General features: G+C 72.7%; 15 protein-coding genes. 10 read left to right on the top strand and 5 right to left on the bottom strand.

From position 1 onward, the window contains the following. The first annotated feature begins 156 nt into the window (after positions 1 to 156). The 5 genes from GPA10_RS17115 to GPA10_RS17095 all read left to right on the top strand — a co-directional run bounded on the left by GPA10_RS17115 (position 157) and on the right by GPA10_RS17095 (position 8,745). Positions 157 to 1,749, top strand: a complete 1,593-nt coding sequence (locus tag GPA10_RS17115) for a 3' terminal RNA ribose 2'-O-methyltransferase Hen1 (RefSeq protein WP_343040990.1) — start codon at positions 157 to 159, stop codon at positions 1,747 to 1,749. After that, positions 1,746 to 4,472 (top strand): polynucleotide kinase-phosphatase, encoded by a 2,727-nt coding sequence (locus tag GPA10_RS17110; protein WP_246259233.1) that lies wholly within the window; start codon positions 1,746 to 1,748, stop codon positions 4,470 to 4,472. Before GPA10_RS17115 ends, GPA10_RS17110 begins: the two co-directional genes overlap by 4 nt. 197 nt (positions 4,473 to 4,669) lie before the next feature. Beyond that, positions 4,670 to 5,896: an arginine deiminase gene (locus GPA10_RS17105; RefSeq protein ID WP_058849415.1), complete on the top strand. Its 1,227-nt coding sequence runs from the start codon at positions 4,670 to 4,672 to the stop codon at positions 5,894 to 5,896. Between the two features lie 185 nt (positions 5,897 to 6,081). After that, a complete protein-coding gene (argF, locus tag GPA10_RS17100) occupies positions 6,082 to 7,089 on the top strand; it encodes an ornithine carbamoyltransferase (RefSeq protein WP_157166324.1) in 1,008 nt (335 codons plus the stop codon). Between the two features lie 108 nt (positions 7,090 to 7,197). Beyond that, positions 7,198 to 8,745, top strand: coding sequence for an amino acid permease (locus GPA10_RS17095; RefSeq protein WP_157166248.1), 1,548 nt, complete (start codon positions 7,198 to 7,200; stop codon positions 8,743 to 8,745). On the opposite strand, the gene GPA10_RS17090 is transcribed toward GPA10_RS17095, so the two are convergent. Continuing rightward, positions 8,717 to 9,157, bottom strand: coding sequence for an ATP-binding protein (locus GPA10_RS17090; protein WP_198351627.1), 441 nt, complete (start codon positions 9,155 to 9,157; stop codon positions 8,717 to 8,719). The genes GPA10_RS17095 and GPA10_RS17090 overlap by 29 nt on opposite strands. Positions 9,158 to 9,430: 273 nt before the next feature. Between GPA10_RS17090 and GPA10_RS17085 the strand changes: the two genes are divergently transcribed. Next, entirely contained in the window at positions 9,431 to 10,258 is an 828-nt protein-coding gene (locus GPA10_RS17085; protein ID WP_058849412.1) for an enoyl-CoA hydratase family protein, read from the top strand. On the opposite strand, the gene GPA10_RS43700 is transcribed toward GPA10_RS17085, so the two are convergent. Continuing rightward, positions 10,198 to 10,929 (bottom strand): hypothetical protein, encoded by a 732-nt coding sequence (locus GPA10_RS43700; RefSeq protein ID WP_343041008.1) that lies wholly within the window; start codon positions 10,927 to 10,929, stop codon positions 10,198 to 10,200. The two genes, GPA10_RS17085 and GPA10_RS43700, sit on opposite strands and share 61 nt — an antisense overlap. Between GPA10_RS43700 and GPA10_RS17080 the strand changes: the two genes are divergently transcribed. After that, a complete protein-coding gene (locus GPA10_RS17080; protein ID WP_343041007.1) occupies positions 10,813 to 13,047 on the top strand; it encodes a bifunctional salicylyl-CoA 5-hydroxylase/oxidoreductase in 2,235 nt (744 codons plus the stop codon). The genes GPA10_RS43700 and GPA10_RS17080 overlap by 117 nt on opposite strands. Before the next feature lie 124 nt (positions 13,048 to 13,171). Here the strand turns inward: GPA10_RS17080 and GPA10_RS17075 are convergent, their stop codons facing one another. Together GPA10_RS17075 and GPA10_RS17070 are read right to left on the bottom strand one after the other, a co-directional pair. Then, positions 13,172 to 13,990: a PaaX family transcriptional regulator gene (locus GPA10_RS17075; protein WP_343040988.1), complete on the bottom strand. Its 819-nt coding sequence runs from the start codon at positions 13,988 to 13,990 to the stop codon at positions 13,172 to 13,174. Positions 13,991 to 13,999: 9 nt separating this feature from the next. Beyond that, positions 14,000 to 15,628 carry an AMP-binding protein gene (locus GPA10_RS17070; RefSeq protein WP_157166247.1) on the bottom strand — a complete coding sequence of 543 codons (1,629 nt, stop codon included), beginning with the start codon at positions 15,626 to 15,628 and terminating at the stop codon, positions 14,000 to 14,002. Positions 15,629 to 15,759: 131 nt separating this feature from the next. Between GPA10_RS17070 and GPA10_RS17065 the strand changes: the two genes are divergently transcribed. Both GPA10_RS17065 and GPA10_RS17060 read left to right on the top strand, forming a co-directional pair. Then, a complete protein-coding gene (locus GPA10_RS17065; RefSeq protein ID WP_157166246.1) occupies positions 15,760 to 17,004 on the top strand; it encodes an acyl-CoA dehydrogenase family protein in 1,245 nt (414 codons plus the stop codon). Next, a complete protein-coding gene (locus GPA10_RS17060) occupies positions 17,001 to 17,399 on the top strand; it encodes a RidA family protein (RefSeq protein ID WP_058849408.1) in 399 nt (132 codons plus the stop codon). Before GPA10_RS17065 ends, GPA10_RS17060 begins: the two co-directional genes overlap by 4 nt. 55 nt (positions 17,400 to 17,454) lie before the next feature. On the opposite strand, the gene GPA10_RS17055 is transcribed toward GPA10_RS17060, so the two are convergent. Continuing rightward, the gene (locus GPA10_RS17055) at positions 17,455 to 18,984 is read right to left on the bottom strand and encodes a helix-turn-helix domain-containing protein (protein WP_058849407.1); all 1,530 of its coding nucleotides are present in this window, start codon (positions 18,982 to 18,984) and stop codon (positions 17,455 to 17,457) included. 564 nt (positions 18,985 to 19,548) lie between these two features. On the opposite strand from GPA10_RS17055, the gene acnA reads away from it, so the two are divergent. After that, positions 19,549 to 22,266 (top strand): aconitate hydratase AcnA, encoded by a 2,718-nt coding sequence (gene acnA, locus GPA10_RS17050; protein ID WP_058849484.1) that lies wholly within the window; start codon positions 19,549 to 19,551, stop codon positions 22,264 to 22,266. Positions 22,267 to 22,346 lie beyond the last annotated feature (80 nt).

Raw genomic sequence — 22,346 nt, 5'->3', positions numbered from 1 at the left:
GCCGGGGGAGGACGGTCAGCTGCGAGAGGGCCGCGCCACGGCGTACACGGCAGTCCCACAGGTTGGCGAAGGACCTGGGCACGGCTCCGGAAGGAGTCGGCGCCGGCCTTGGCGCGACCCACCACACCCCCAGAGCAGGTATCGAGGCATACCACCGTGTTCCTGACCCTCACCACCACCGGTTCCCCCGAACACCCCGCCACCGACCTCGGGTTCCTGCTGCACAAGCATCCCGGCAAGGCGCAGGCGTTCTCCACGTCCTACGGGCAGGCGCACGTCTTCTACCCCGAGGCGACCGAGGAGCGCTGCACGGCGGCGCTCCTGCTCGAAGTGGATCCCGTGGCACTGGTGCGGCAGGGCAAGGGCGGTGGGGGCAAGGGCCGCGGCGGCGCCCCGGACGCGGCGCTCGCGCAGTACGTGAACGACCGGCCGTACGCCGCGTCCTCGCTGCTCGCCGTCGCTCTCGGCGCGGTGTTCTCCAGCGCGCTGCGCGATCTCTGCAAGGCCCTGCCCGAGCGGGCCGGGCAGCCGCTGCCGCTGCGCGTGGAGGTGCCCGTGCTGCCCGCGCGCGGCGGACCCGATCTGGTGCGGGCGCTGTTCGAGCCGCTGGGCTGGACGGTCGCGGCCGATCCGGTGCCGCTCGACAAGCGGTTCCCCGACTGGGGCGACTCGCGGTACGTGCGCCTCGTGCTCGAGGTGCCGGACGGCGTCCTGACCCTCGGCGCCGCGCTGCGCCACCTGTACGTGCTGCTCCCGGTGCTCGACGACGCCAAGCACTACTGGGTCTCGGCCGACGAGGTCGACAAGCTCCTGCGCGCCGGGGCGGGCTGGCTCGCGGGCCACCCCGAGCAGCGCCTCATCACGAGCCGCTATCTCGCGCGCCGCTGGTCCCTCACGCGTACGGCCATGGAGCGGCTCGAACTGGTCAGGCTCGCCGACGCCGACGACACGGACGTCGACGAGATCGACAACGCGGTCACCGACGACGACGCGGCCATCATGGACGACGCCACCGACGCGGCTGTCGCCGAGAGCGTTACCACCGACGCCGCCCCGGAAGCGGAGCCGTCCGTACCGCTCGCCGTGCGGCGCCGCGAGGCGATCCTCGCCGTGCTCGGTGCCTCGGGGGCCACCCGGGTCCTCGACCTCGGCTGCGGGCAGGGCCAGTTGGTGCAGGCGCTCCTGAAGGACACGCGGTACACCCGCGTCGTGGGTGTCGACGTGTCGGTGCGCGCCCTGACCGACGCCGCCCGGCGGCTGAAGCTGGAGCGCATGGGCGAGCGCCAGGCGGAGCGCGTGGCGCTCTTCCAGGGCTCGCTCGCGTACACCGACAAGCGCCTCAAGGGGTACGACGCGGCGGTGCTCAGCGAGGTCGTCGAGCACGTCGACCCGGACCGCCTCTCCGCCCTGGAGCACGCGGTGTTCGGCTCGGCGCGCCCCCGCACCGTTCTCGTGACGACGCCGAACGCCGAGTACAACGTCCGCTGGGAATCCCTCCCCGCGGGCCACGTCCGGCACAGCGACCACCGCTTCGAGTGGACCCGCGAGGAGTTCCGGGCCTGGGCGGACGGGGTCGCCCGCGGCCACGCGTACACGGTGGAGTTCACCCCGGTCGGCCCCGACGACCCCGAGGTGGGGCCGCCGACGCAGATGGCGGTCTTCACGCGTACGGACAGCGGTATGAGCGACGGCACGGGCAACGGTACGGGCAACAGCACGGGAAACGGGAAGGAAGTGCGGGCCGCATGACGAACGACCGCAACGACGCACACGCGGCCATGACGACCTCGACGACCTCGGTGGCTATGACAGACACGGCGACCGGCGGCGCGGACACAGCCGGCGCGGACAGAGCCGCCGCAGCCATAGCCGCGGCGGCCACCAGGGTGGAATCCGGAGAGCGCGGTGCTCGCACCGCGGCCCCGGGCACGCCCGCCCCGCCCCGCCGCCTCGCCGTCACCGACCTCTCCCTCGTCGTGCTCGTCGGCGCCACCGGCTCGGGCAAGTCCACGTTCGCCCGGCGGCACTTCAAGCCCACCGAGGTCCTGTCCAGCGACTTCTGCCGCGGGCTCGTCGCCGACGACGAGAACGACCAGGGCGCGAGCGGCGACGCCTTCGACGTCCTCAACTACATCGCGGGCAAGCGGCTCGCCGCCGGGCGCCGCACCGTCGTCGACGCGACCAGCGTGCAGTCCGACAGCCGCAAGCAGCTCATCGAGCTGGCCAGGCGGCACGACGTGCTGCCCGTCGCCATCGTCCTCGACGTGCCCGAGGAGGTGTGCGCCGAGCGGAACGCCGCGCGCCCCGACCGCGCGGGCCTGCCGCGCCGCGTCATCCAGCGCCACCAGCGCGAACTGCGCCGCTCCCTCAAGCACCTGGAGCGCGAGGGCTTCCGCAAGGTGCACGTCCTGCGGGGCGTCGCCGAGATCGACCGCGCCGAGATCGTCACCGAACGGCGCCACAACGACCTCAGACACCTCACCGGCCCCTTCGACATCGTCGGCGACATCCACGGCTGCGCGAGCGAGCTGGAGACCCTGCTCGGCAAGCTCGGCTACGTCGACGGGGCGCACCCCGAGGGCCGCACCGCCGTGTTCGTCGGCGACCTCGTCGACCGCGGCCCGGACAGCCCCGGCGTCCTGCGCCGCGTCATGAGCATGGTCGCGAACGGCACCGCCCTGTGCGTACCGGGCAACCACGAGAACAAGCTCGGCCGCTATCTGAAGGGCCGCGGCGTCCAGCCCACCCACGGCCTCGCCGAGACCATCGCGCAGCTGGAGGCGGAGGACGCCCGCGACCCGGACTTCCGCACCCGGGTGCGGGAGTTCGTGGACGGGCTCGTCAGCCACTACGTCCTCGACGGCGGCAGGCTGGTGGTGTGCCACGCGGGCCTGCCCGAGAAGTACCACGGCCGCACGTCGGGCCGGGTGCGCTCGCACGCCCTGTACGGCGACACCACCGGCGAGACCGACGAGTTCGGCCTGCCCGTGCGCTACCCGTGGGCCGAGGACTACCGCGGCAAGGCCGCCGTGGTCTACGGCCACACGCCGGTGCCCGCGGCGACCTGGCTGAACAACACCATCTGCCTGGACACCGGCGCCGTCTTCGGCGGCAGGCTGACCGCGCTGCGCTGGCCGGAGCGCGAGCTCGTCGACGTCCCCGCGGAGCGCGTCTGGTACGAACCGGTGAAGCCGCTGCGCTCGGACGCGCCCGGCGGTCACGACGGCCGCCCGCTCGACCTCGGCGACGTGCACGGCCGCCGCGTCGTGGAGACCCGGCACGCCGGACGCGTCACCGTCCGCGAGGAGAACGCGGCGGCGGCCCTGGAGGTCATGAGCCGCTTCGCCGCCGACCCGCGCCTCGTGCCGTATCTGCCGCCGACCATGGCACCGACGGCCACGTCCCGGCGCGAGGGCTATCTGGAGCACCCGGAGGAGGCCTTCGCGCAGTACCGGGCGGACGGCGTGGAGCGCGTCGTGTGCGAGGAGAAGCACATGGGCTCCCGCGCCGTGGTCCTGGTGTGCAAGGACGCGGACGCGGCCCGGACCCGCTTCGGCGTGGACGGCCCCACGGGTGCGCTCTGCACCCGCACCGGACGCCCCTTCCTCGACGATGCGGCGCTCACCGACGAGGTGCTCGCCCGGGTGCGGGCCGCCGTCGACGCGGCCGGGCTGTGGGCGGAACTCGGCACCGACTGGCTGCTGCTCGACGCCGAGCTGATGCCGTGGTCCCTGAAGGCCAAGGGCCTGCTGCGCACGCAGTACGCCGCCGTGGGCGCCGCAGCCCGCACGGTCTTCCCGGGGGCGCTCGCCGCCCTGGAGGCCGCCGCGGCGCGGGGCGTCGACGTCCAGGACCTGCTCGACAAGCAGCGGGAACGTGCCGCGGACGCGTCCGCGTTCACCGACGCCTACCGCCGCTACTGCTGGCCGACGGACGGTCTCGACGGCGTGCACCTCGCGCCGTTCCAGATCCTCGCGGCCCAGGGCAGGAGCCTCGCCGCGCTGCCGCACGACGAGCAACTGGCGTTGATCGACCGCATGGTGGAGCACGACGGCTCGGGCCTGCTTCGCACCACGCGCCGCCTGTACGTCGACACCGGCGACGAGGAGTCGGTGCGCGCCGGTGTCGACTGGTGGCTGGAGATGACCGGGCGCGGCGGCGAGGGCATGGTCGTCAAGCCCGTCGGCGCGCTGGTGCGCGACGGCAAGGGACGCCTCGTACAGCCCGGCATCAAGTGCCGGGGCCGCGAGTACCTGCGGATCATCTACGGCCCGGAGTACACCCGGCCGGAGAACCTGGAGAAGCTCCGCGGGCGTTCCCTCGGCCACAAGCGCTCGCTCGCCGTGCGGGAGTACGCGCTCGGCCTGGAGGCCCTCGACCGGCTCGCGGACGGGGAGCCGCTGTGGCGGGTGCACGAGGCGGTGTTCGCGGTCCTCGCCCTGGAGTCGGAGCCGGTGGATCCGCGGCTCTGAGGTCTCCGAGGCTCTGAGGTCGTGCGGCCGTCCTGCTCCCGGGCCCGTCCCGAGGGCCTGTCCCGGCGGGCAGGACGGCCGCGGCCCGGTGCGCTCGCCGCCCGGGGCGCCCCGCACGACGCGTGCGGGGCGTCACTCGGCCGCCACTTGTCGGAGTTCCACGCGTGCCGGGGCCCCGGGCAGGTGAGGATGGAGGCATGGCATTCCACGTCGACTCCGAGGCCGGGCGGCTGCGCCGCGTCATACTGCACCGCCCCGATCTGGAGCTGAAACGGCTCACGCCCACCAACAAGGACGCGCTGCTCTTCGACGACGTCCTGTGGGTGCGCAGGGCGAGACAGGAGCACGACGGCTTCGCCGACGTGCTGCGCGACCGCGGCGTCACGGTGCACCTCTTCGGTGATCTGCTCGCCGAGGCCCTGGACGTGCCGGCGGCCCGGCTCCTGGTCCTCGACCGCGTCTTCGACGAGAAGGAGTACGGCCCGCTGGCCACCGACCACCTGCGGGCCTCCTTCGACCCGCTGCCGTCGGCGGAGCTCGCCGAGGCGCTGATCGGCGGCATGACGAAGCGCGAGTACCTGGACCGGCACCCCGAGCCGACGTCCGTGCGCTTCCACTGCATGGACATGGACGACTTCCTGCTCCGCCCGCTGCCCAACCACCTGTTCACACGGGACACCTCCGCGTGGATCTACGACGGCGTGTCCATCAACGCCATGCGCTGGCCGGCGCGGCAGCGCGAGACCGTCCACTTCGAGGCGATCTACCAGCACCACCCGCTCTTCCACGGCCAGGGCTTCCACCTCTGGTCGCAGGGCCAGTCCGACTACCCCTCCACCATCGAGGGCGGCGACGTCCTGGTCCTCGGCAACGGCGCGGTGCTCATCGGCATGAGCGAGCGCACCACGCCGCAGGCCGTCGAGATGCTGGCGCACAAGCTGTTCGCCGCCGGGTCCGCGACCTCGATCGTGGCCCTGGACATGCCCAAGCGCCGCGCCTTCATGCACCTGGACACGGTCATGACGATGGTCGACGGCGACACGTTCACGCAGTACGCGGGCCTCGGCATGCTGCGCTCGTACACCATCGAGCCGGGCGTCGACGAGCGCGAGTTGAAGGTCACCGACCACCCGCCGGAGCACATGCACCGCGCCATCGCCGCCGCGCTCGGCCTCGGCGGCATCCGCGTCCTCACGGCCACCCAGGACGTGCACGCCGCCGAGCGCGAGCAGTGGGACGACGGCTGCAACGTGCTCGCCGTCGAGCCGGGCGTGGTCGTCGCCTACGAGCGGAACGCGACCACCAACACCTATCTGCGCAAGCAGGGCCTCGAAGTGATCGAGATCCCCGGCAGCGAGCTGGGCCGCGGCCGGGGCGGGCCCAGGTGCATGAGCTGCCCGGTGGAGCGGGGGCCGGTCGGCTGAGAGGGATACGGGACGGGATACGGCCCGGGTGAGGTCCGGTGGGATACGGGATACGGGATACGGCCGGGTGAGGTCCGGCGGGATACGGGACGGATGAGGTCTGCATATAAATGTGAAAGGTCGTATAGACTTTCAAGGGTTCCCCCGCCCGCCTCTCCGCATGTGTACCTCAGGAGCGCCCCATGATGGCGACTGCCACGACCGGCCTCACCGGCCGCCACTTCCTCAAGGAGCTGGACTTCACCGCCGAAGAGTTCCGCGGCCTGCTCGCCCTGGCCGCCGAGCTGAAGGCGGCCAAGCGGGCCGGCACGGAGACACGGCGCCTGAGCGGGCGGAACATCGCGCTGATCTTCGAGAAGGCCTCCACCCGCACCCGCTGCTCCTTCGAGGTGGCCGCCGCCGACCAGGGTGCCACCACGACGTACATCGACCCCACCGGGGCACACATCGGCAAGAAGGAGTCCGTACGGGACACCGCCCGGGTGCTCGGCCGGATGTTCGACGCCATCCAGTTCCGCGGGGACGCCCACACGACCGTCGAGGCGCTCGCCGCCCACGCCGGGGTGCCCGTCTACAACGGCCTGACCGACGACTGGCACCCCACGCAGATGCTCGCCGACATCCTGACGATGACCGAGCACTGCGCCGAGCCCCTGGAGCGCATCGCCTTCGCCTACCTCGGCGACGCCCGGCTGAACATGGGCAACTCCTACCTGGTCACCGGCGCCCTGCTCGGCATGGACGTCCGGATCGTGGCGCCCCGCGCGTACTGGCCCGCCGAGGGCGTCGTGGCCCGCGCCCGCGCGCTCGCCGAGGCCAGCGGGGCGCGGATCACGCTCACCGAGGACATCTCCGAAGGCGTCGTGGGTGCCGACTTCGTCGCCACCGACGTCTGGGTGTCGATGGGGGAGCCCGCCGAGGTGTGGGACGAGCGCGTCGCGGACCTCGCGCCGTACGCGGTGACGATGGACGTGCTGCGCGCCACCGGCAACACCGACGTGAAGTTCCTGCACTGCCTGCCCGCCTTCCACGACCTGTCCACCCAGGTGGGCCGCGAGGTCTGCGAGCGCCACGGCCTGTCCTCCCTGGAGGTGACCGACGAGGTCTTCGAGTCGGAGTACTCGGTCGTCTTCGACGAGGCGGAGAACCGGATGCACACGATCAAGGCGGTCCTCGTGGCGACACTCGCCTAGCCTCCTCCCGCGTCACCCGCGTCACCCGCGTCACCCGCGTCACCCGCGTCACCCGCGTGACCTCGCACCGCCTGCACCGCCTGCACCACCAGAATCGAGTACCACCCCATGGGCCCCAACCGCCCGCCGGCCGTCTCCCGCTCCCTCCCGGGACGCCGCCTCAAGTCCCCCGCCCGCCTCGTCGCCGATTCCGGCGCGGACCTGGAGGGGCACGGCCTCAAGCGCACGATGGGCCTGTTCCAGCTCGTCTGCTTCGGTGTCGGCGCGATCGTCGGCACCGGCATCTTCGTCGGCCTGTCCGACAGCGTCGCCGAAGCCGGTCCCGCGGTCGCCGTCTCCTACGTCCTCGCGGCCGTGACCTGCGTCTTCACCGCGTTCTCGTTCGCGGAGCTGGGCGGTGCGATCCCCGTGTCGGGCAGCTCGTACTCGTTCGCGTACGCGGCACTCGGCGAACGCACCGCGTTCCTCGTCGGCTGGTGCCTGCTCCTGGAGTACGGGGTCTCGGTGTCGGCCGTGGCGGTCGGCTGGAGCCAGTACCTGAACGAACTCCTCGACAGCCTCACCGGATGGCGGCTCCCCGCGGCCCTGTCCGCGGGCCCCGGCGAGGGCGGCGCCGTCAACCTCCCGGCGGTCGTGGTGATCCTCCTCGCCGCGGTGCTGCTCGCGCGCGGGGTGCGGGAGAGCGCGCGGGCCACCGCCGCCATGGCGGTCCTGAAGATCGGCATCCTGCTGCTGTTCCTCGCCGTCGCCTTCACGGCGTTCCGGGACGGCAACCTCACGCCGTTCGCGGGCGCCGGAGCCTCCGGCGTCACGGCGGGCGCCTCGCTCGCGTTCTTCTCGTTCATCGGCTTCGACGCGGTGACGACGGCGGGCGAGGAGGTGCGCGAGCCGCGCAGGAACATCCCCCTCGCCATTCTGATCTGCATCGGCGTGGTGACCCTGCTGTACGTCGCCGTGGCGCTCGCGGCCGTCGGCGCGCTCGGCGCCGGTGAGGTCGCCGCCCGGCCCGCGGCGCTCTCCCTGATCGTCGACCAGGTCACCGGGTCCGCCGTGGGCGGCGGCGTCATCGCCTTCGGCGCGGTCGTGGCGATCGCGTCCGTGGTCCTCGCGGTCATGTACGGCCAGACCCGCATCCTGATGTCGATGTCCCGGGACGGCCTGATGCCGCGGGTCTTCGAACGGGTCTCGCCGCGGACCGCGACGCCCGCCGCGGGCACCTGGATCGTGGCGGCCGCCGTCGCCGTCCCTGCCGCCTTCTCGTCCCTGGACGTGGTCGTCGGCCTGACCACCATCGGCACGCTCGCGGTCATGGCCGTGGTCAATGTGGCGGTGCTCGCGCTGCGGCGTGCGCACCCCGGGCTCAAGCGGACGTTCCGGGTGCCGCTGTACCCGCTGAGCCCGCTCCTCGGCGTGGGCTTCTGCCTCTACCTGATCTGGGGTACGGGCTGGTCCACCTGGACGCAGTTCGCGGTGTTCCTCGCGGTGGGGGCGGGCGTGTACGCGCTGTACGGGCGGGGGCACTCGCGGCTCGGGCGCGAGCAGGGCGCTCAGGACACCCAGGACACCGAGGACACCGAGGTCACCGAGGTCACCGAGGGCGCCGGTGAGCCGGCGGCGGTGGTGGCGCTCAGCGGTCCGCCGGCGCGGAGAGGGTGAACCAGACCGCCTTGCCGGACTCGGTGGGGCGGTGCCCGCAGGACGAGCTGAGGGTGCGGATCAGGAGCAGGCCGCGCCCGTGCTCCTGCCAGGGGTCCGGCGCGCCGTCCGTCGCCGGGTCGGTCAGGTCGTACGGCGGTACGGGGCTGGAGTCGCGCACCTCGACCTGGCAGAGCGTCGGCAGCAACTCGATGACCAGCTCTATCGGGTCGTGGCCCGCCGTGTGCTCGACGGCGTTGGCGACGAGTTCGGCGGTGAGCAACTCCGCGGTGTCGGTGTCCGCCGTGGAGCCGATGTCCGTGAGGGCCGTGCGGACCAGGGCGCGGGCGATCGGCACCGCTGCCGTGGTGTGCGGCAGGGTGATGCGCCACGAGGCGGGGGAGTGGGCTTCGGGCAAGGCGGGTCCGTTCAGCGGGCAGGCGGTCCGGCAGGGGTTCCTGTGTGGTCCTGCGGTCCTGCGGTCCTGCTTTCAACCGTACAAATCCTAAGCGGAGCGGGAACAGGGACCACCGGCGGCCGGTTTCGCGGCCGATGCGGCCGAATGAGGTGACTTGTGCCTCTGGGAACCGGGCGTATCGCGCACTCATGACGACAGTCATGGATGGGTGATAACTTCATGGGGGAGGCGGGGCGTACGGCTCCGTCCCCGTCGGCACCGCCGCCCCCGCCCGAGGAGGCCGCACGTATGAGTCCCTTCACCGGCTCCGCCGCCCGCACCCCCGAGTGGCGACATCTGGACCTGACGGTCGACGACGGCGTCGCGACCGTCACCCTCGCCCGCCCCGAGAAACTGAACGCGCTCACCTTCGGCGCGTACGCCGACCTGCGCGACCTGCTCGCCGAGCTGTCGCGGGAGCGGTCCGTGCGGGCGCTCGTCCTCGGCGGCGAGGGGCGCGGCTTCTGCTCCGGCGGGGACGTGGACGAGATCATCGGCGCGACGCTCGCCATGGACACCGCGCGGCTGCTCGACTTCAACCGGATGACGGGGCAGGTCGTGCGGGCCCTGCGCGAGTGCCCGTTCCCGGTGGTGGCCGCGGTGCACGGGGTGGCCGCGGGCGCGGGCGCGGTCCTCGCGCTCGCCGCGGACTTCCGGGTCGCCGACCCCTCGGCGCGGTTCGCGTTCCTGTTCACGAAGGTCGGGCTCTCCGGCGGCGACATGGGCGCCGCCTATCTGCTGCCGCGCGTCGTCGGGCTCGGTCACGCCACCCGGCTTCTGATGCTCGGGGAGCCGGTGCGGGCGCCCGAGGCCGAGCGGATCGGCCTGATCAGCGAGCTGACGGACGAGGGCAGGGCGGCCGAGTCCGCCGCCGCCCTGGCCCGCCGCCTCGCCCAGGGCCCCGCCCTCGCGTACGCCCAGACCAAGGCACTGCTCACCGCCGAACTCGACATGCCGCTCGCGGCGGCCGTCGAGATGGACGCCGCCACCCAGGCGCTCCTGATGAACGGCGAGGACTACGCCGAGTTCCACGCGGCGTTCACCGCCAAGCGAGCGCCGAAGTGGCGGGGGCGGTGAGCGTGGACGCGGGGCGTCGCGCCGAGCCTGGTGTCGGCCGTGGCGCCGAGTCGGGTGCTGAGCGTCGCGCCGAGCCTGGTGTCGGCCGTGGGGCCGAGTCGGGTGTTGGCCGTCGCGCCGAGTCCGGTGCCGGTCGTCGCGCCGCGCCGGGCGGCGGTCGTCGCGCCGAGTCCGGTGCCGGTCTGCACGCCGAGCCGAGTGCGGGGGACCGCGCCGAGCCTGGTGTCGGCCGTGGGGCCGAGTCGGGTGCTGAGCGTCGCGCCGAGCCCGGCGCTGGGCGTCGCGCCGCGCCTGGTGTCGGTCGTCGCGCCGAGTCCGGTGCCGGTCGTCGCGCCGCGCCGGGCGGCGGTCGTCGCGCCGAGTCCGGTGCCGGTCTGCACGCCGAGCCGAGTGCGGGGAACCGCGCCGAGCCGGGCGGGGAGCGCCGCCCCGAGCCGGGCGGGGAGCGCCGCCCCGAGCCGGGTGCGGAAGGTCGCGCCGAGCCGGGCGCGGAGCGGGCCGCCCGCCGCGTCGCCGTCATCGGGGGCGGACCCGGCGGGCTGTACGCCGCCGCCCTGCTCAAGCGGCTCGGCCCGGAGCGGGAGGTCACCGTCTGGGAGCGGAACGCCCCCGACGACACCTTCGGCTTCGGCGTGGTCCTCTCCGACGAGACCCTCGGCGGCATCGAGCACGCCGACCCGGTGGTGTACGCCGCGCTGCGCCGGGAGTTCGTCCGCTGGGACGACATCGACATCGTGCACCGCGGCACCCGCCACACATCGGGCGGCCACGGCTTCGCCGCGCTCGGGCGGCGCACCCTGCTCGCGGTACTGCACGAGCGCTGCCGCGACCTCGGCGTCGACCTCCGCTTCCGCACCGAGGCCCCGCCCGCCGCCGAACTGGCCACGGCGTACGACCTGGTGATCGCCGCGGACGGCGTGCACAGCGCGACCCGCGGGACGCACGCCGACGTCTTCGGCCCCACCGTCACCCCGCACCGCTGCCGCTACATCTGGCTCGCCGCGGACTTCGCCTTCGACGCCTTCCGCTTCGAGATCGCCGAGACCGAGCACGGCGTGATGCAGCTGCACGGCTACCCGTACGAGGCGGCCACGGAAGCCGGCCCCGGCGCGTCCACCGTCATCGTCGAGATGCGCGAGGAGGTGTGGCGGGCGGCCGGGTTCGCGGACCTGGACCCCGCGCAGTCCGTGGAGCGCTGCGCCAAACTCTTCACGGACACCCTCGGCGGCCGTCCGCTGCGCTCCAACAACTCCTCCTGGCTCACCTTCCGCACGGTCGTCAACGACCGCTGGTCGCACGGCAACACCGTCCTGCTTGGCGACGCCGCCCACACCGCGCACTTCTCCATCGGCTCCGGCACCAAGCTCGCCGTGGAGGACGCCCTCGCCCTCGTCGCCTGCCTCCAGGAGCAGCCGGACCTGCCCGCGGCCATCACCGCGTACGAGGCCGAGCGCCGCCCCGTCGTCGCCTCCACGCAGCGCGCGGCCCACGCCAGCCTCCAGTGGTTCGAGGAACTCCCGCTGTACCTGGACCAGCCGCCCCGGCAGTTCGCGTTCAACCTGCTCACCCGCAGCCGCCGGGTCACGCACGACAACCTGCGCCTGCGCGACGCGCACTTCACCGAAGCCGTGGAGCGGGACTTCGGCTGCCTGCCCGGGACGCCCCCCATGTTCACGCCCTTCCGCCTGCGCGACCTGGAACTGCGCAACCGCGTCGTCGTGTCCCCCATGGACATGTACTCCGCCGAGGACGGCGTGCCCGGCGACTTCCACCTGGTGCACCTGGGCGCGCGGGCACTCGGCGGGGCGGGCCTCGTCATGACGGAGATGGTCTGCGTGAGCAGCCACGGCCGCATCACCCCCGGCTGCGCGGGCCTCTACACCGACGAACAGGCCGCCGCCTGGACCCGGATCGTCGACTTCGCACACACCCGGGCGCCCGGCACGGCCCTCGGCGTCCAGCTCGGCCACTCCGGCCGCAAGGGTTCCACGAAGCTGATGTGGGACGGCATCGACGAGCCCCTGCCCACCGGCAACTGGCCGCTCGTCGCCCCCTCGGCCCTCCCGTACGGGCCCACGAGCCAGATCCCCGAGGCCCTGGACGCGGCCGGGCTCGCCGCCGTGCGCGAGGAGTTCACCGCCGCGGCCCGGCGGGCCGCAGACTGCGGCTTCGACCTCCTCGAACTCCACTGCGCCCACGGCTATCTCCTCTCCAGCTTCCTCTCCCCGCTCACCAACCACCGCACCGACGCCTACGGCGGCTCGCTCGACGCCCGGCTCCGCTTCCCCCTGGAGGTCTTCGACGCCGTACGCGACGTGTGGCCCGCGTCCCGCCCCATGACCGTCCGGATCTCCGCGACGGACTGGGCGGAAGGCGGCACCACGGCGGACGACGCGGTCGCCGTGGCCCGTGCCTTCGCCGCGCACGGCGCCGACGCCATCGACGTCTCCACCGGCCAGGTCGTCCCCGGCGAACGCCCCGCCCACGGCCGCTCCTACCAGACCCCGTTCGCCGACCGCATCCGCAACGAGACGCACGTCCCCGTCGTCGCCGTCGGCGCCATCTCCTCCTGGGACGACGTCAACTCCCTGATCCTGGCGGGCCGCACGGACCTCTGCGCGCTCGCCCGTCCGCACCTGTACGACCCGCACTGGACGCTGCACGCGGCGGCGGAGCAGGGCTATGCGGGCCCTGGGGTCTCCTGGCCCGTCCAGTACCGGGCCGGGAGCCGGCGGCCGCAGACGGGCCGCACGGACGGGCCCAAGCCCCGGCTCTCGCTGGGAGGGTGAGGGCCGGGCCCTCGCGGGGCGCCCCAGGCCCGCCCCTTCCCCGTAACCAGGGGGCTGCCGCCCCCTGGACCCCCGCTTATCGGCGCTCCGCGCCTCGTCCTCAAACGCCGGACGGGCTGAGACCTCACGCCGACGTCACAAAGATTCCGGCCGCCTCCCGCAACCGCCCGTCGAGCCCCCGGAACACCTCCGCCGCCCGCGCCCCCGGCCACCCCTCCGGCAGCAGCGCCGCGGGCAGGCCGGGGTCGGCGTAGGGGAGGTGGCGCCAGGAGTCCAGGGCCAGGAGGTGGTCGCGGTAGGCCTCTTCGGGCGGGGTGTCGGAGCGGGACTGCCAGGCGCGCAGGGCCGGTTCGTGGCGGTCGAGGAAGGCCTCGTGCTGCTTGGCGAGGGCGGCGAGGTCCCACCAGCGGGCGACGGCCTCGGAGGTGGGGGTGAAGCCCAGGTGCTCGCCGCGGAACAGGTCGACGTAGGGGGCAAGGCGCAGCCGGTCCAGGGTGTGGCGGGTCTCCTCGTACAGGTGGGCGGGGGCGATCCACACGCCCGGCGCCGCCGAGCCGAAGCCGAGGCCCGCGAGGCGGGAGCGCAGGACGTGCCGCTTGCTGCGTTCGGCCTCGGGCACCGAGAAGACGGCGAGGACCCAGCCGGACTCCGGCCGGTCCGCGCGCGGGGCGTAGATGCGGCGGTCGCCGTCCTGGAGGACCTTGCGGGCCTCGCCGGACAGGGCGTACCCCGCGCCGCCCGTCGCCGTGCGTGCCGGAAGCAGCAGCCCCCTGCGCTTGAGCCGCGACACCGACGAGCGCACGGACGGCGCGTCCACGCCCACCGGCGCGAGGAGGCGGACGAGTTCGGCCACCGCGACGGGGCCGGGCGCGGCCCGCCCGTACGCGCCGTAGAAACTGACGATCAGGGACCTGGGAGTGTGCTGCGTGTGCTGCTCGGACACGTGATCACTCTAGGCCCCCGCGGCGGGCCCCGGCTCCCGCAGCCGGAACCGCTGGAGCTTGCCCGTCGCCGTCCGCGGCAGCGCCTTCAGGAACACCACCTCGCGCGGGCACTTGTACGGCACCAGCTCCGCCTTGACGAACTCCCGCAGCCGCTCGGCGTCCGCCACCGCGCCCGCGCGCAGCACCACGTACGCCACCGCCACCTGCCCCCGCCGCTCGTCGGGGCGGCCCACGACGGCCGTCTCCACCACGTCCGGGTGGCGGAGCAGGGCCTCCTCCACCTCCGGGCCCGCGATGTTGTACCCCGCCGAGATGATCATGTCGTCGGCGCGCGCCAGATAGCGGAAGTAGCCGTCGGCGTCCCGTACGTAGGTGTCGCCGGTCATGTTCCAGCCGTGGCGTACGTACTCCCGCTGCCGCGGGTCGGCCAGGTACCGGCAGCCGATCGGCCCGCGCACCGCGAGCAGACCGGGCTCGCCGTCCGGCACCGGCGCGCCGGATCCGTCGACCACGCGCGCGTGCCAGCCGGGTACGGGCAGGCCGGTCGTGCCGGGGCGGATCGCGTCGTCGGCGGCGGAGATGAAGATGTGCAGGAGCTCCGTCGCGCCGATGCCGTTGATGACGCGCAGACCCGTCCGGTCGTGCCAGGCCTGCCAGGTCGCCGCGGGCAGGTTCTCGCCCGCGGAGACGCAGCGCCGCAGCGAGGAGATGTCCGGGGCGGGCGCGGACCGCTCCAGGGCGTCGAGGATCGCCCGGTACGCGGTCGGCGCCGTGAACAGCACGCTCACACCGTGCTCGGCGATCGCGGGCAGCAGCTGCTTGGGCCCGGCCTGTTCGAGGAGCAGCGAGGAAGCGCCCACCCGCAGCGGGAAGACGACCAGACCGCCGAGGCCGAACGTGAAGCCCAGCGGGGGACTGCCCGCGAACACGTCGTCCGGGCCCGCCTTGAGGACGTGCCGCCCGAAGGTGTCCGCGATCGCGAGCACGTCCCGGTGGAAGTGCATACAGCCCTTGGGGCGGCCCGTCGTGCCCGAGGTGAACGCGATCAGCGCGACGTCGTCGGCCGCCGTGTCCACGGCCTCGTACGCGTCCTTCGGAGCCGTCCGCGTACGGGCGGACAGGTCGTCGGGGCCCTCGCCCCCGTACGTCGTCACGCGCAGCCCCGGCACCCCGGCCTTGGTCAGGTCGTCGACCGCGCGGGCGTCGCACAGCGCGTGCGAGACCTGCGCGATCTCGCAGATGGTGGCCAGCTCCTGGGTGCGCTGCTGGGCCAGGACGGTCACGGCGACCGCGCCCGCCTTCATCACCGCGAGCCAGCAGGCCGCGAGCCAGGGCGAGGTGGCGCCGCGCAGCAGCACGCGGTTGCCGGGGACCACGCCGAGCTCGCCGGTCAGCACGTGCGCGATCCGGTCGACCCGCTCCTGGAGCCCGCCGTACGTCCAGACGCCGCCGTCGCCCGCGCGGAACGCCGGCCGGTCCGTGCCGAACCGGTCCGCCGAGCGGTCGAGCAGTTCGCCGCCGCAGTTCAGGCGGTCCGGATAGTGCAGCTCGGGCCGGTCGCGCACCATCACCGGCCACTGCTCGCGGGGTGGGAGATGGTCGCGCGCGAAGGTGTCGACGTGACCTGAACGCTCCATGGTGCTTCGCCCCCTCGCCGGTCGGGCGTACGCGCCGGTCGGGCGTGGTGATGGCCGGCCCGACGAGCGTATCGTGATGGTGACGACAGTCAACGGTGCGCGATAAACCCGCACGAGGGAAGAGGCCCGGGATGACGGCATTCTCGCTCAATCCTGAACAGATCGCCCGTTGCGACCGGCTGCGGGAACAGGCCGCGGAGCGGTTGCGGCCCTTGGCCGAGAAGGGGGTGGCGGGGGCGGAGGGGCTCCCGGGAGCCGCGCGTGTGAACCGGCCGCTGGTCGCCGCCCTCGGCGAACTCGGCCTCCTGGAGGACCTGTTCACCTCCGGCGCCCTCGACCTCTGCCTGATGCGCGAGTCCCTCGCCCGGGTCTGCACGGAGGCCGAGACCGCCCTCGCCCTTCAGGGCCTCGGCGGGCATCCCGTGCACGCGTACGGCACCCCCGCGCAGCGCGGGCGCTGGCTGCCGGCCGTGGGGGCGGGGCGCGCGGTCGCCGCCTTCGCGCTGTCCGAGCCGGGCGCCGGGTCCGACGCGGCGGCCCTGGCCCTGAGCGCCGCCCCGGACGGGCCCTCCGCGTGGCGCCTGACGGGCGAGAAGTCCTGGATCTCGAACGCGCCGGAGGCCGACTTCTACACCGTCTTCGCCCGCACCTCACCGGACGCGGGCGCCCGCGGCGTCACTGCCTTCCTGGTGCCCGCCGACCGCGCGGGCCTCACGGGCGCGCCCCTCGCGATGCTCTCGCCGCACCCCATCGGGACGCTCTCCTTCGACGGCGTCCGCGTCGGCGCCGACGACGTCCTCGGCGAGGTCGACCGCGGCTTCCGGGTCGCCATGACGACCCTCAACCGCTTCCGCCCGAGCGTCGGCGCCTTCGCCGTCGGCATGGCGCAGGCCGCCCTGGACGCGACCCTCGCCCACACAGCGGCCCGGGACGCCTTCGGCGGCAAGCTGAAGGACCTCCAGGCGGTGTCCCACCAGGTGGCGGAGATGGCCACGCGCACGGAGGCGGCCCGCCTGCTCGTGTACGCGGCCGCGGCGGCGTACGACCGCGGCGAGCCGGACATCGCCGGGCGCGCGGCGATGGCGAAGCTGTTCGCGACGGAGACCGCCCAGTTCGTCGTCGACACCGCGGTCCAGCTGCACGGCGCCCGGGGCCTGCTGCACGGGCACCTCCTGGAGCACCTCTACCGCGAGGTGCGGGCGCCGCGCATCTACGAGGGCGCGAGCGAGGTCCAGCGGACCGTCATCGCCAAAGAGCTGTACAAGGCCCAGGAGTCGTCCACGGCACCGGCCAAGGAGCCGCACCAGGAGAACCACGAGAACCACGAGAACCACGAGAACCAGGAGAACCTGGAGAAGGGAACCCCCTCCGCATGAGCCTCGACCGTCTCAACCCCGCCGACCTCTCCCCGCCCACCGGCTTCTCGCACGCCGTCGTCGCCACCGGTGGGCGCCTGGTCTTCCTCGCCGGGCAGACCGCCCTGGACACCGACGGCAAGGTCGTCGGCGCCACTCTGCCCGAGCAGTTCGAGAAGGCCCTGACCAATCTCCTCGCCGCCCTGCACGCGGCGGGCGGCACCCCGGCGGATCTCGCCCGTGTCACCGTCTACGCCACCGACGTCGCCGACTACCGCACCCACGCCCGGGACCTCGGCCGTATCTGGAAGGACCTCGCGGGCCGCGACTATCCCGCGATGGCGGTGATCGGCACGGTGCGGCTGTGGGACGAGGAGTGCCTGGTGGAACTGGACGGGTTCGCGGTGCTGCCGTGAGAACCGTTCGTCCGGGCCGACCGGGCCGGAGCGGACCCGGCCGGCCCGGTCGGACCTAGATGTCCCGGAACGTCTCGATCTGCGCCCCCACGGAGTTGAGCCGCTCCGCCAGGTCCTCGTAACCGCGGTTGATGACGTAGACGTTGCGCAGCACGGAGGTGCCCTCGGCCGCCATCATCGCGAGCAGGACGACCACGGCGGGCCGCAGGGCCGGCGGGCACATCATCTCGGCGGCGCGCCAGCGGGTCGGGCCCTCCACCAGGACGCGGTGCGGGTCCAGGAGCTGGAGGCGGCCGCCGAGGCGGTTGAGGTCCGTGAGGTAGATCGCGCGGTTGTCGTAGACCCAGTCGTGGATGAGGGTCTTGCCCTGGGCCGCCGCGGCGATCGCCGCGAAGAACGGGACGTTGTCGATGTTCAGGCCCGGGAACGGCATCGGGTGGATCTTGTCGATGGGCGCCTCCAGCTTGGAGGGGCGCACGGTGAGGTCGATGAGCCGGGTCCGGCCGTTGTCCGCCGCGTACTCGGGCGTGCGGTCGTGGTCGAGGCCCATCTCCTCCAGGACCGCCAGCTCGATCTCCAAGAACTCGATCGGCACCCGCTTGACGGTCAGTTCGGACTCGGTGACGACGGCGGCGGCCAGCAGGCTCATCGCCTCGACCGGGTCCTCGGACGGCGAGTAGTCCACGTCCACGTCGATGGTCGGCACGCCGTGCACGGTCAGCGTCGTGGTGCCGATGCCCTCGACCTCGACGCCGAGCGCCTCCAGGAAGAAGCACAGGTCCTGGACCATGTAGTTCGAGGAGGCGTTGCGGATGACCGTCGTGCCGGCGCTGCGCGCGGCGGCCAGCAGGGCGTTCTCCGTCACCGTGTCGCCGCGCTCGGTCAGCACGATCGGGCGGTCGGGCGTGACGTCGCGGGCGACCTCCGCGTGGTAGAGGCCCTCGGTGGCGGCGATGTCCAGGCCGAAGCGGCGCAGCGCGATCATGTGTGGCTCGATCGTGCGGGTGCCGAGGTCGCAGCCGCCCGCGTAGGGCAGCCGGAAGTGGTCCAGGCGGTGCAGGAGCGGGCCGAGGAACATGATGATCGAGCGGGTGCGGCGGGCGGCCTCCGCGTCCATGGCGTCCATGTCGAGCCGGGCGGGCGGCACGATCTCCAGGTCGACGCCGTCGTTGATCCAGCGGGTGCGCACGCCGATGGAGTTGAGCACCTCCAGGAGGCGGTAGACCTCCTCGATGCGGGCGACGCGCCGCAGCACCGTGCGGCCCTTGTTGAGCAGCGACGCGCACAGCAGCGCCACGCACGCGTTCTTGCTCGTCTTGACGTCGATGGAGCCGGAGAGCCGACGGCCACCGACGACCCGCAGATGCATCGGACCTGCGTAACCGAGCGAGACGATCTCGCTGTCGAGCGCCTCGCCGATCCGGGCGATCATCTCAAGGCTGATGTTCTGGTTGCCGCGCTCGATGCGATTGACGGCGCTCTGGCTGGTGTTGAGCGCCTCGGCCAGCTGCGACTGGGTCCAGCCACGGTGCTGCCGGGCGTCACGGATGAGCTTGCCGATACGTACGAGGTAGTCGTCTGCCATGGGCGCAGGCTATCTCAGATATGAGATGACGCACGCGCTGGGGTAGGCCATTGGTGGAGTGACCGGTTCCAGTCCCGCGCGTTCAACCCGAGTGCGCCTCAGGCGCCCCCGCGCACGCGGGAGTTCGCTCGCGGCGCGCGCCGCCCGCGTCACCCGGGCGGCGCCGCGCTGCCTCGCCGACGCGTCGGCGCCGCGCTCCACTGTGCATCCGCCCGGAGCGTGACGCATTCCCGGAGCGTCGGTATTCGGCCATCCGGCGAACCGGACGCGGAACATCCGACGGTTCGCCGCCCGCGCCGGTACGGCACATGCTGGAGGGGTACCCGACGAAGGCGGGCACGCGGGCGCGGCGATATGGCGTACAGCACAGGCGCGCCTCGTCGCGACGCGTGGTGATGTACTAGAGTTATCTCGACATCGAGATATCTGCCGAGGCGCACCGCAGCCGTACGCATCGCCAATCCGGCGGTAAGGGTTACCTAACTTAGCCTTACCTTAGCGGATCGGCCGGAAGTCGTGACGGCAGGATGCGGTGGAACGCGCACATATATGAAGGAGACTGTCGTGTCGGCGAACAGCTTCGACGCCCGCACCACGCTGAGCGTGGGCGACGAGTCGTACGAGATCTTCAAGCTGGACAAGGTCGAGGGCTCCGCACGCCTTCCCTACAGCCTGAAGGTCCTCCTGGAGAACCTGCTCCGCACCGAGGACGGCGCGAACATCACCGCCGACCACATCCGTGCCCTCGGCAACTGGGACTCGCAGGCCCAGCCCAGCCAGGAGATCCAGTTCACGCCGGCCCGCGTGATCATGCAGGACTTCACCGGCGTCCCCTGCGTCGTGGACCTCGCCACGATGCGTGAGGCCGTGAAGGAGCTCGGCGGCGACCCGGCGAAGATCAACCCGCTGGCCCCCGCCGAGCTGGTCATCGACCACTCCGTGATCGCCGACAAGTTCGGCACGAACGACGCCTTCACGCAGAACGTGGAGCTGGAGTACGGCCGCAACAAGGAGCGCTACCAGTTCCTGCGCTGGGGCCAGACCGCCTTCGACGAGTTCAAGGTCGTCCCCCCGGGCACCGGCATCGTCCACCAGGTCAACATCGAGCACCTGGCCCGCACGGTCATGGTCCGGAACGGCCAGGCCTACCCCGACACCCTCGTCGGCACCGACTCGCACACCACGATGGTCAACGGCCTCGGTGTGCTCGGCTGGGGCGTCGGCGGCATCGAGGCCGAGGCCGCGATGCTCGGCCAGCCCGTCTCCATGCTGATCCCGCGCGTCGTCGGCTTCAAGCTGACCGGCGAGCTGAAGCCGGGCACGACCGCCACGGACCTCGTGCTCACGATCACCGAGATGCTGCGCAAGCACGGCGTCGTCGGCAAGTTCGTCGAGTTCTACGGCGAGGGCGTCGCCGCCACGAGCCTCGCCAACCGCGCCACCATCGGCAACATGTCGCCGGAGTTCGGCTCCACCGCCGCGATCTTCCCGATCGACGGCGAGACCCTGAACTACCTGAAGCTGACCGGCCGCTCCGAGCAGCAGGTCGCGCTCGTCGAGGCGTACGCCAAGGAGCAGGGCCTCTGGCTGGACCCGGCCGCCGAGCCCGACTTCTCCGAGAAGCTGGAGCTGGACCTCTCCACGGTCGTGCCGTCGATCGCCGGCCCCAAGCGCCCGCAGGACCGCATCGTCCTCGCGAACGCCGCCGAGCAGTTCAAGCAGGACGTCCTCAACTACGTCGACGTCGTGGACGAGGCGGGCAAGGAGTCCTTCCCGGCCTCCGACGCCCCGGCCGTCGCGCCGAACGGCGCCCCGTCGAACCCGGTCACCGTGACCGCCCCCGACGGCTCGACGTACGAGCTCGACCACGGCGCCGTCACCGTCGCCGCCATCACCTCCTGCACCAACACGTCGAACCCGTACGTGATGGTCGCCGCCGCGCTCGTCGCGAAGAAGGCCGTCGAGAAGGGCCTGTCCCGCAAGCCGTGGGTCAAGACCACCCTCGCCCCGGGGTCGAAGGTCGTCACCGACTACTTCGACAAGGCGGGTCTCACCCCGTACCTGGACAAGGTCGGCTTCAACCTCGTCGGCTACGGCTGCACCACCTGCATCGGCAACTCGGGCCCGCTGCCCGAGGAGGTCTCGAAGGCCGTCAACGACCACGACCTCGCGGTCACCTCGGTCCTCTCCGGCAACCGGAACTTCGAGGGCCGCATCAACCCCGACGTCAAGATGAACTACCTGGCGTCCCCGCCGCTGGTCGTCGCGTACGCTCTCGCCGGTTCCATGAAGGTGGACATCACCACCGAGGCCCTGGGCATCGACCAGGACGGCAAGCCGGTGTACCTGAAGGACATCTGGCCGACCGAGGCCGAGGTCAACGACGTCGTGGCGAACGCCATCGGCGAGGACATGTTCAACAAGTCCTACCAGGACGTGTTCGCGGGCGACGCCCAGTGGCAGGCCCTGCCGATCCCGACCGGCAACACCTTCGAGTGGGACAGCGAGTCCACCTACGTCCGCAAGCCCCCGTACTTCGAGGGCATGACGATGGAGACCTCCCCGGTCTCCGACATCACGGGCGCCCGCGTCCTGGCCAAGCTGGGCGACTCGGTCACCACCGACCACATCTCCCCGGCCGGTGCCATCAAGGCCGACACCCCGGCCGGCCAGTACCTCACGGAGCACGGCGTCGCCCGCCGCGACTTCAACAGCTACGGCTCGCGCCGCGGCAACCACGAGGTCATGATCCGCGGCACGTTCGCCAACATCCGCCTGCGCAACCAGCTGGCGCCGGGCACCGAGGGCGGCTACACCCGCGACTTCACGAAGGAGGACGCGCCCGTCTCCTTCATCTACGACGCCTCGCGCAACTACATCGAGCAGGGCACCCCGCTGGTCATCCTGGGCGGCAAGGAGTACGGCTCCGGATCGTCCCGCGACTGGGCCGCCAAGGGCACCGCGCTCCTCGGCGTCAAGGCCGTCATCACCGAGTCGTACGAGCGCATCCACCGCTCGAACCTCATCGGCATGGGCGTCCTGCCGCTGCAGTTCCCCGAGGGCGCGTCCGCCGAGTCCCTCGGTCTGACCGGCGAGGAGACCTTCTCCTTCACCGGTGTCGAGGAGCTGAACAACGGCACCACGCCGCGCACCGTCAAGGTCACCACCGACACCGGTGTGGAGTTCGACGCGGTCGTCCGCATCGACACCCCCGGTGAGGCGGACTACTACCGCAACGGCGGCATCATGCAGTACGTGCTGCGCTCGCTGATCCGCAAGTAGCCGCGAGGCCGCGAGGCCGGCAGCACAGGCAGTACAGGCAGCACAGGCAGCAGAGGAGGGCCGCACCCCGGGGCAGGGGT

It is taken from the genome of Streptomyces typhae, assembly GCF_009755605.1.
Lineage (GTDB): Bacteria > Actinomycetota > Actinomycetes > Streptomycetales > Streptomycetaceae > Streptomyces > Streptomyces typhae.
Note: the sequence above shows the minus strand (reverse complement) of the source record. Positions and strands in the feature narration are given on the sequence as shown.

Coding starts and splice junctions, on each gene's coding strand:
- GPA10_RS17110 (WP_246259233.1), top strand. CDS start 1,746: ATGACGAACGACCGCAACGACGCACACGCGGCCATGACGACCTCGACG.
- GPA10_RS17105 (WP_058849415.1), top strand. CDS start 4,670: ATGGCATTCCACGTCGACTCCGAGGCCGGGCGGCTGCGCCGCGTCATA.
- argF (WP_157166324.1), top strand. CDS start 6,082: ATGGCGACTGCCACGACCGGCCTCACCGGCCGCCACTTCCTCAAGGAG.
- GPA10_RS17095 (WP_157166248.1), top strand. CDS start 7,198: ATGGGCCCCAACCGCCCGCCGGCCGTCTCCCGCTCCCTCCCGGGACGC.
- GPA10_RS17085 (WP_058849412.1), top strand. CDS start 9,431: ATGAGTCCCTTCACCGGCTCCGCCGCCCGCACCCCCGAGTGGCGACAT.
- GPA10_RS17070 (WP_157166247.1), bottom strand. CDS start 15,628: ATGGAGCGTTCAGGTCACGTCGACACCTTCGCGCGCGACCATCTCCCA.
- GPA10_RS17065 (WP_157166246.1), top strand. CDS start 15,760: ATGACGGCATTCTCGCTCAATCCTGAACAGATCGCCCGTTGCGACCGG.
- GPA10_RS17060 (WP_058849408.1), top strand. CDS start 17,001: ATGAGCCTCGACCGTCTCAACCCCGCCGACCTCTCCCCGCCCACCGGC.
- GPA10_RS17055 (WP_058849407.1), bottom strand. CDS start 18,984: ATGGCAGACGACTACCTCGTACGTATCGGCAAGCTCATCCGTGACGCC.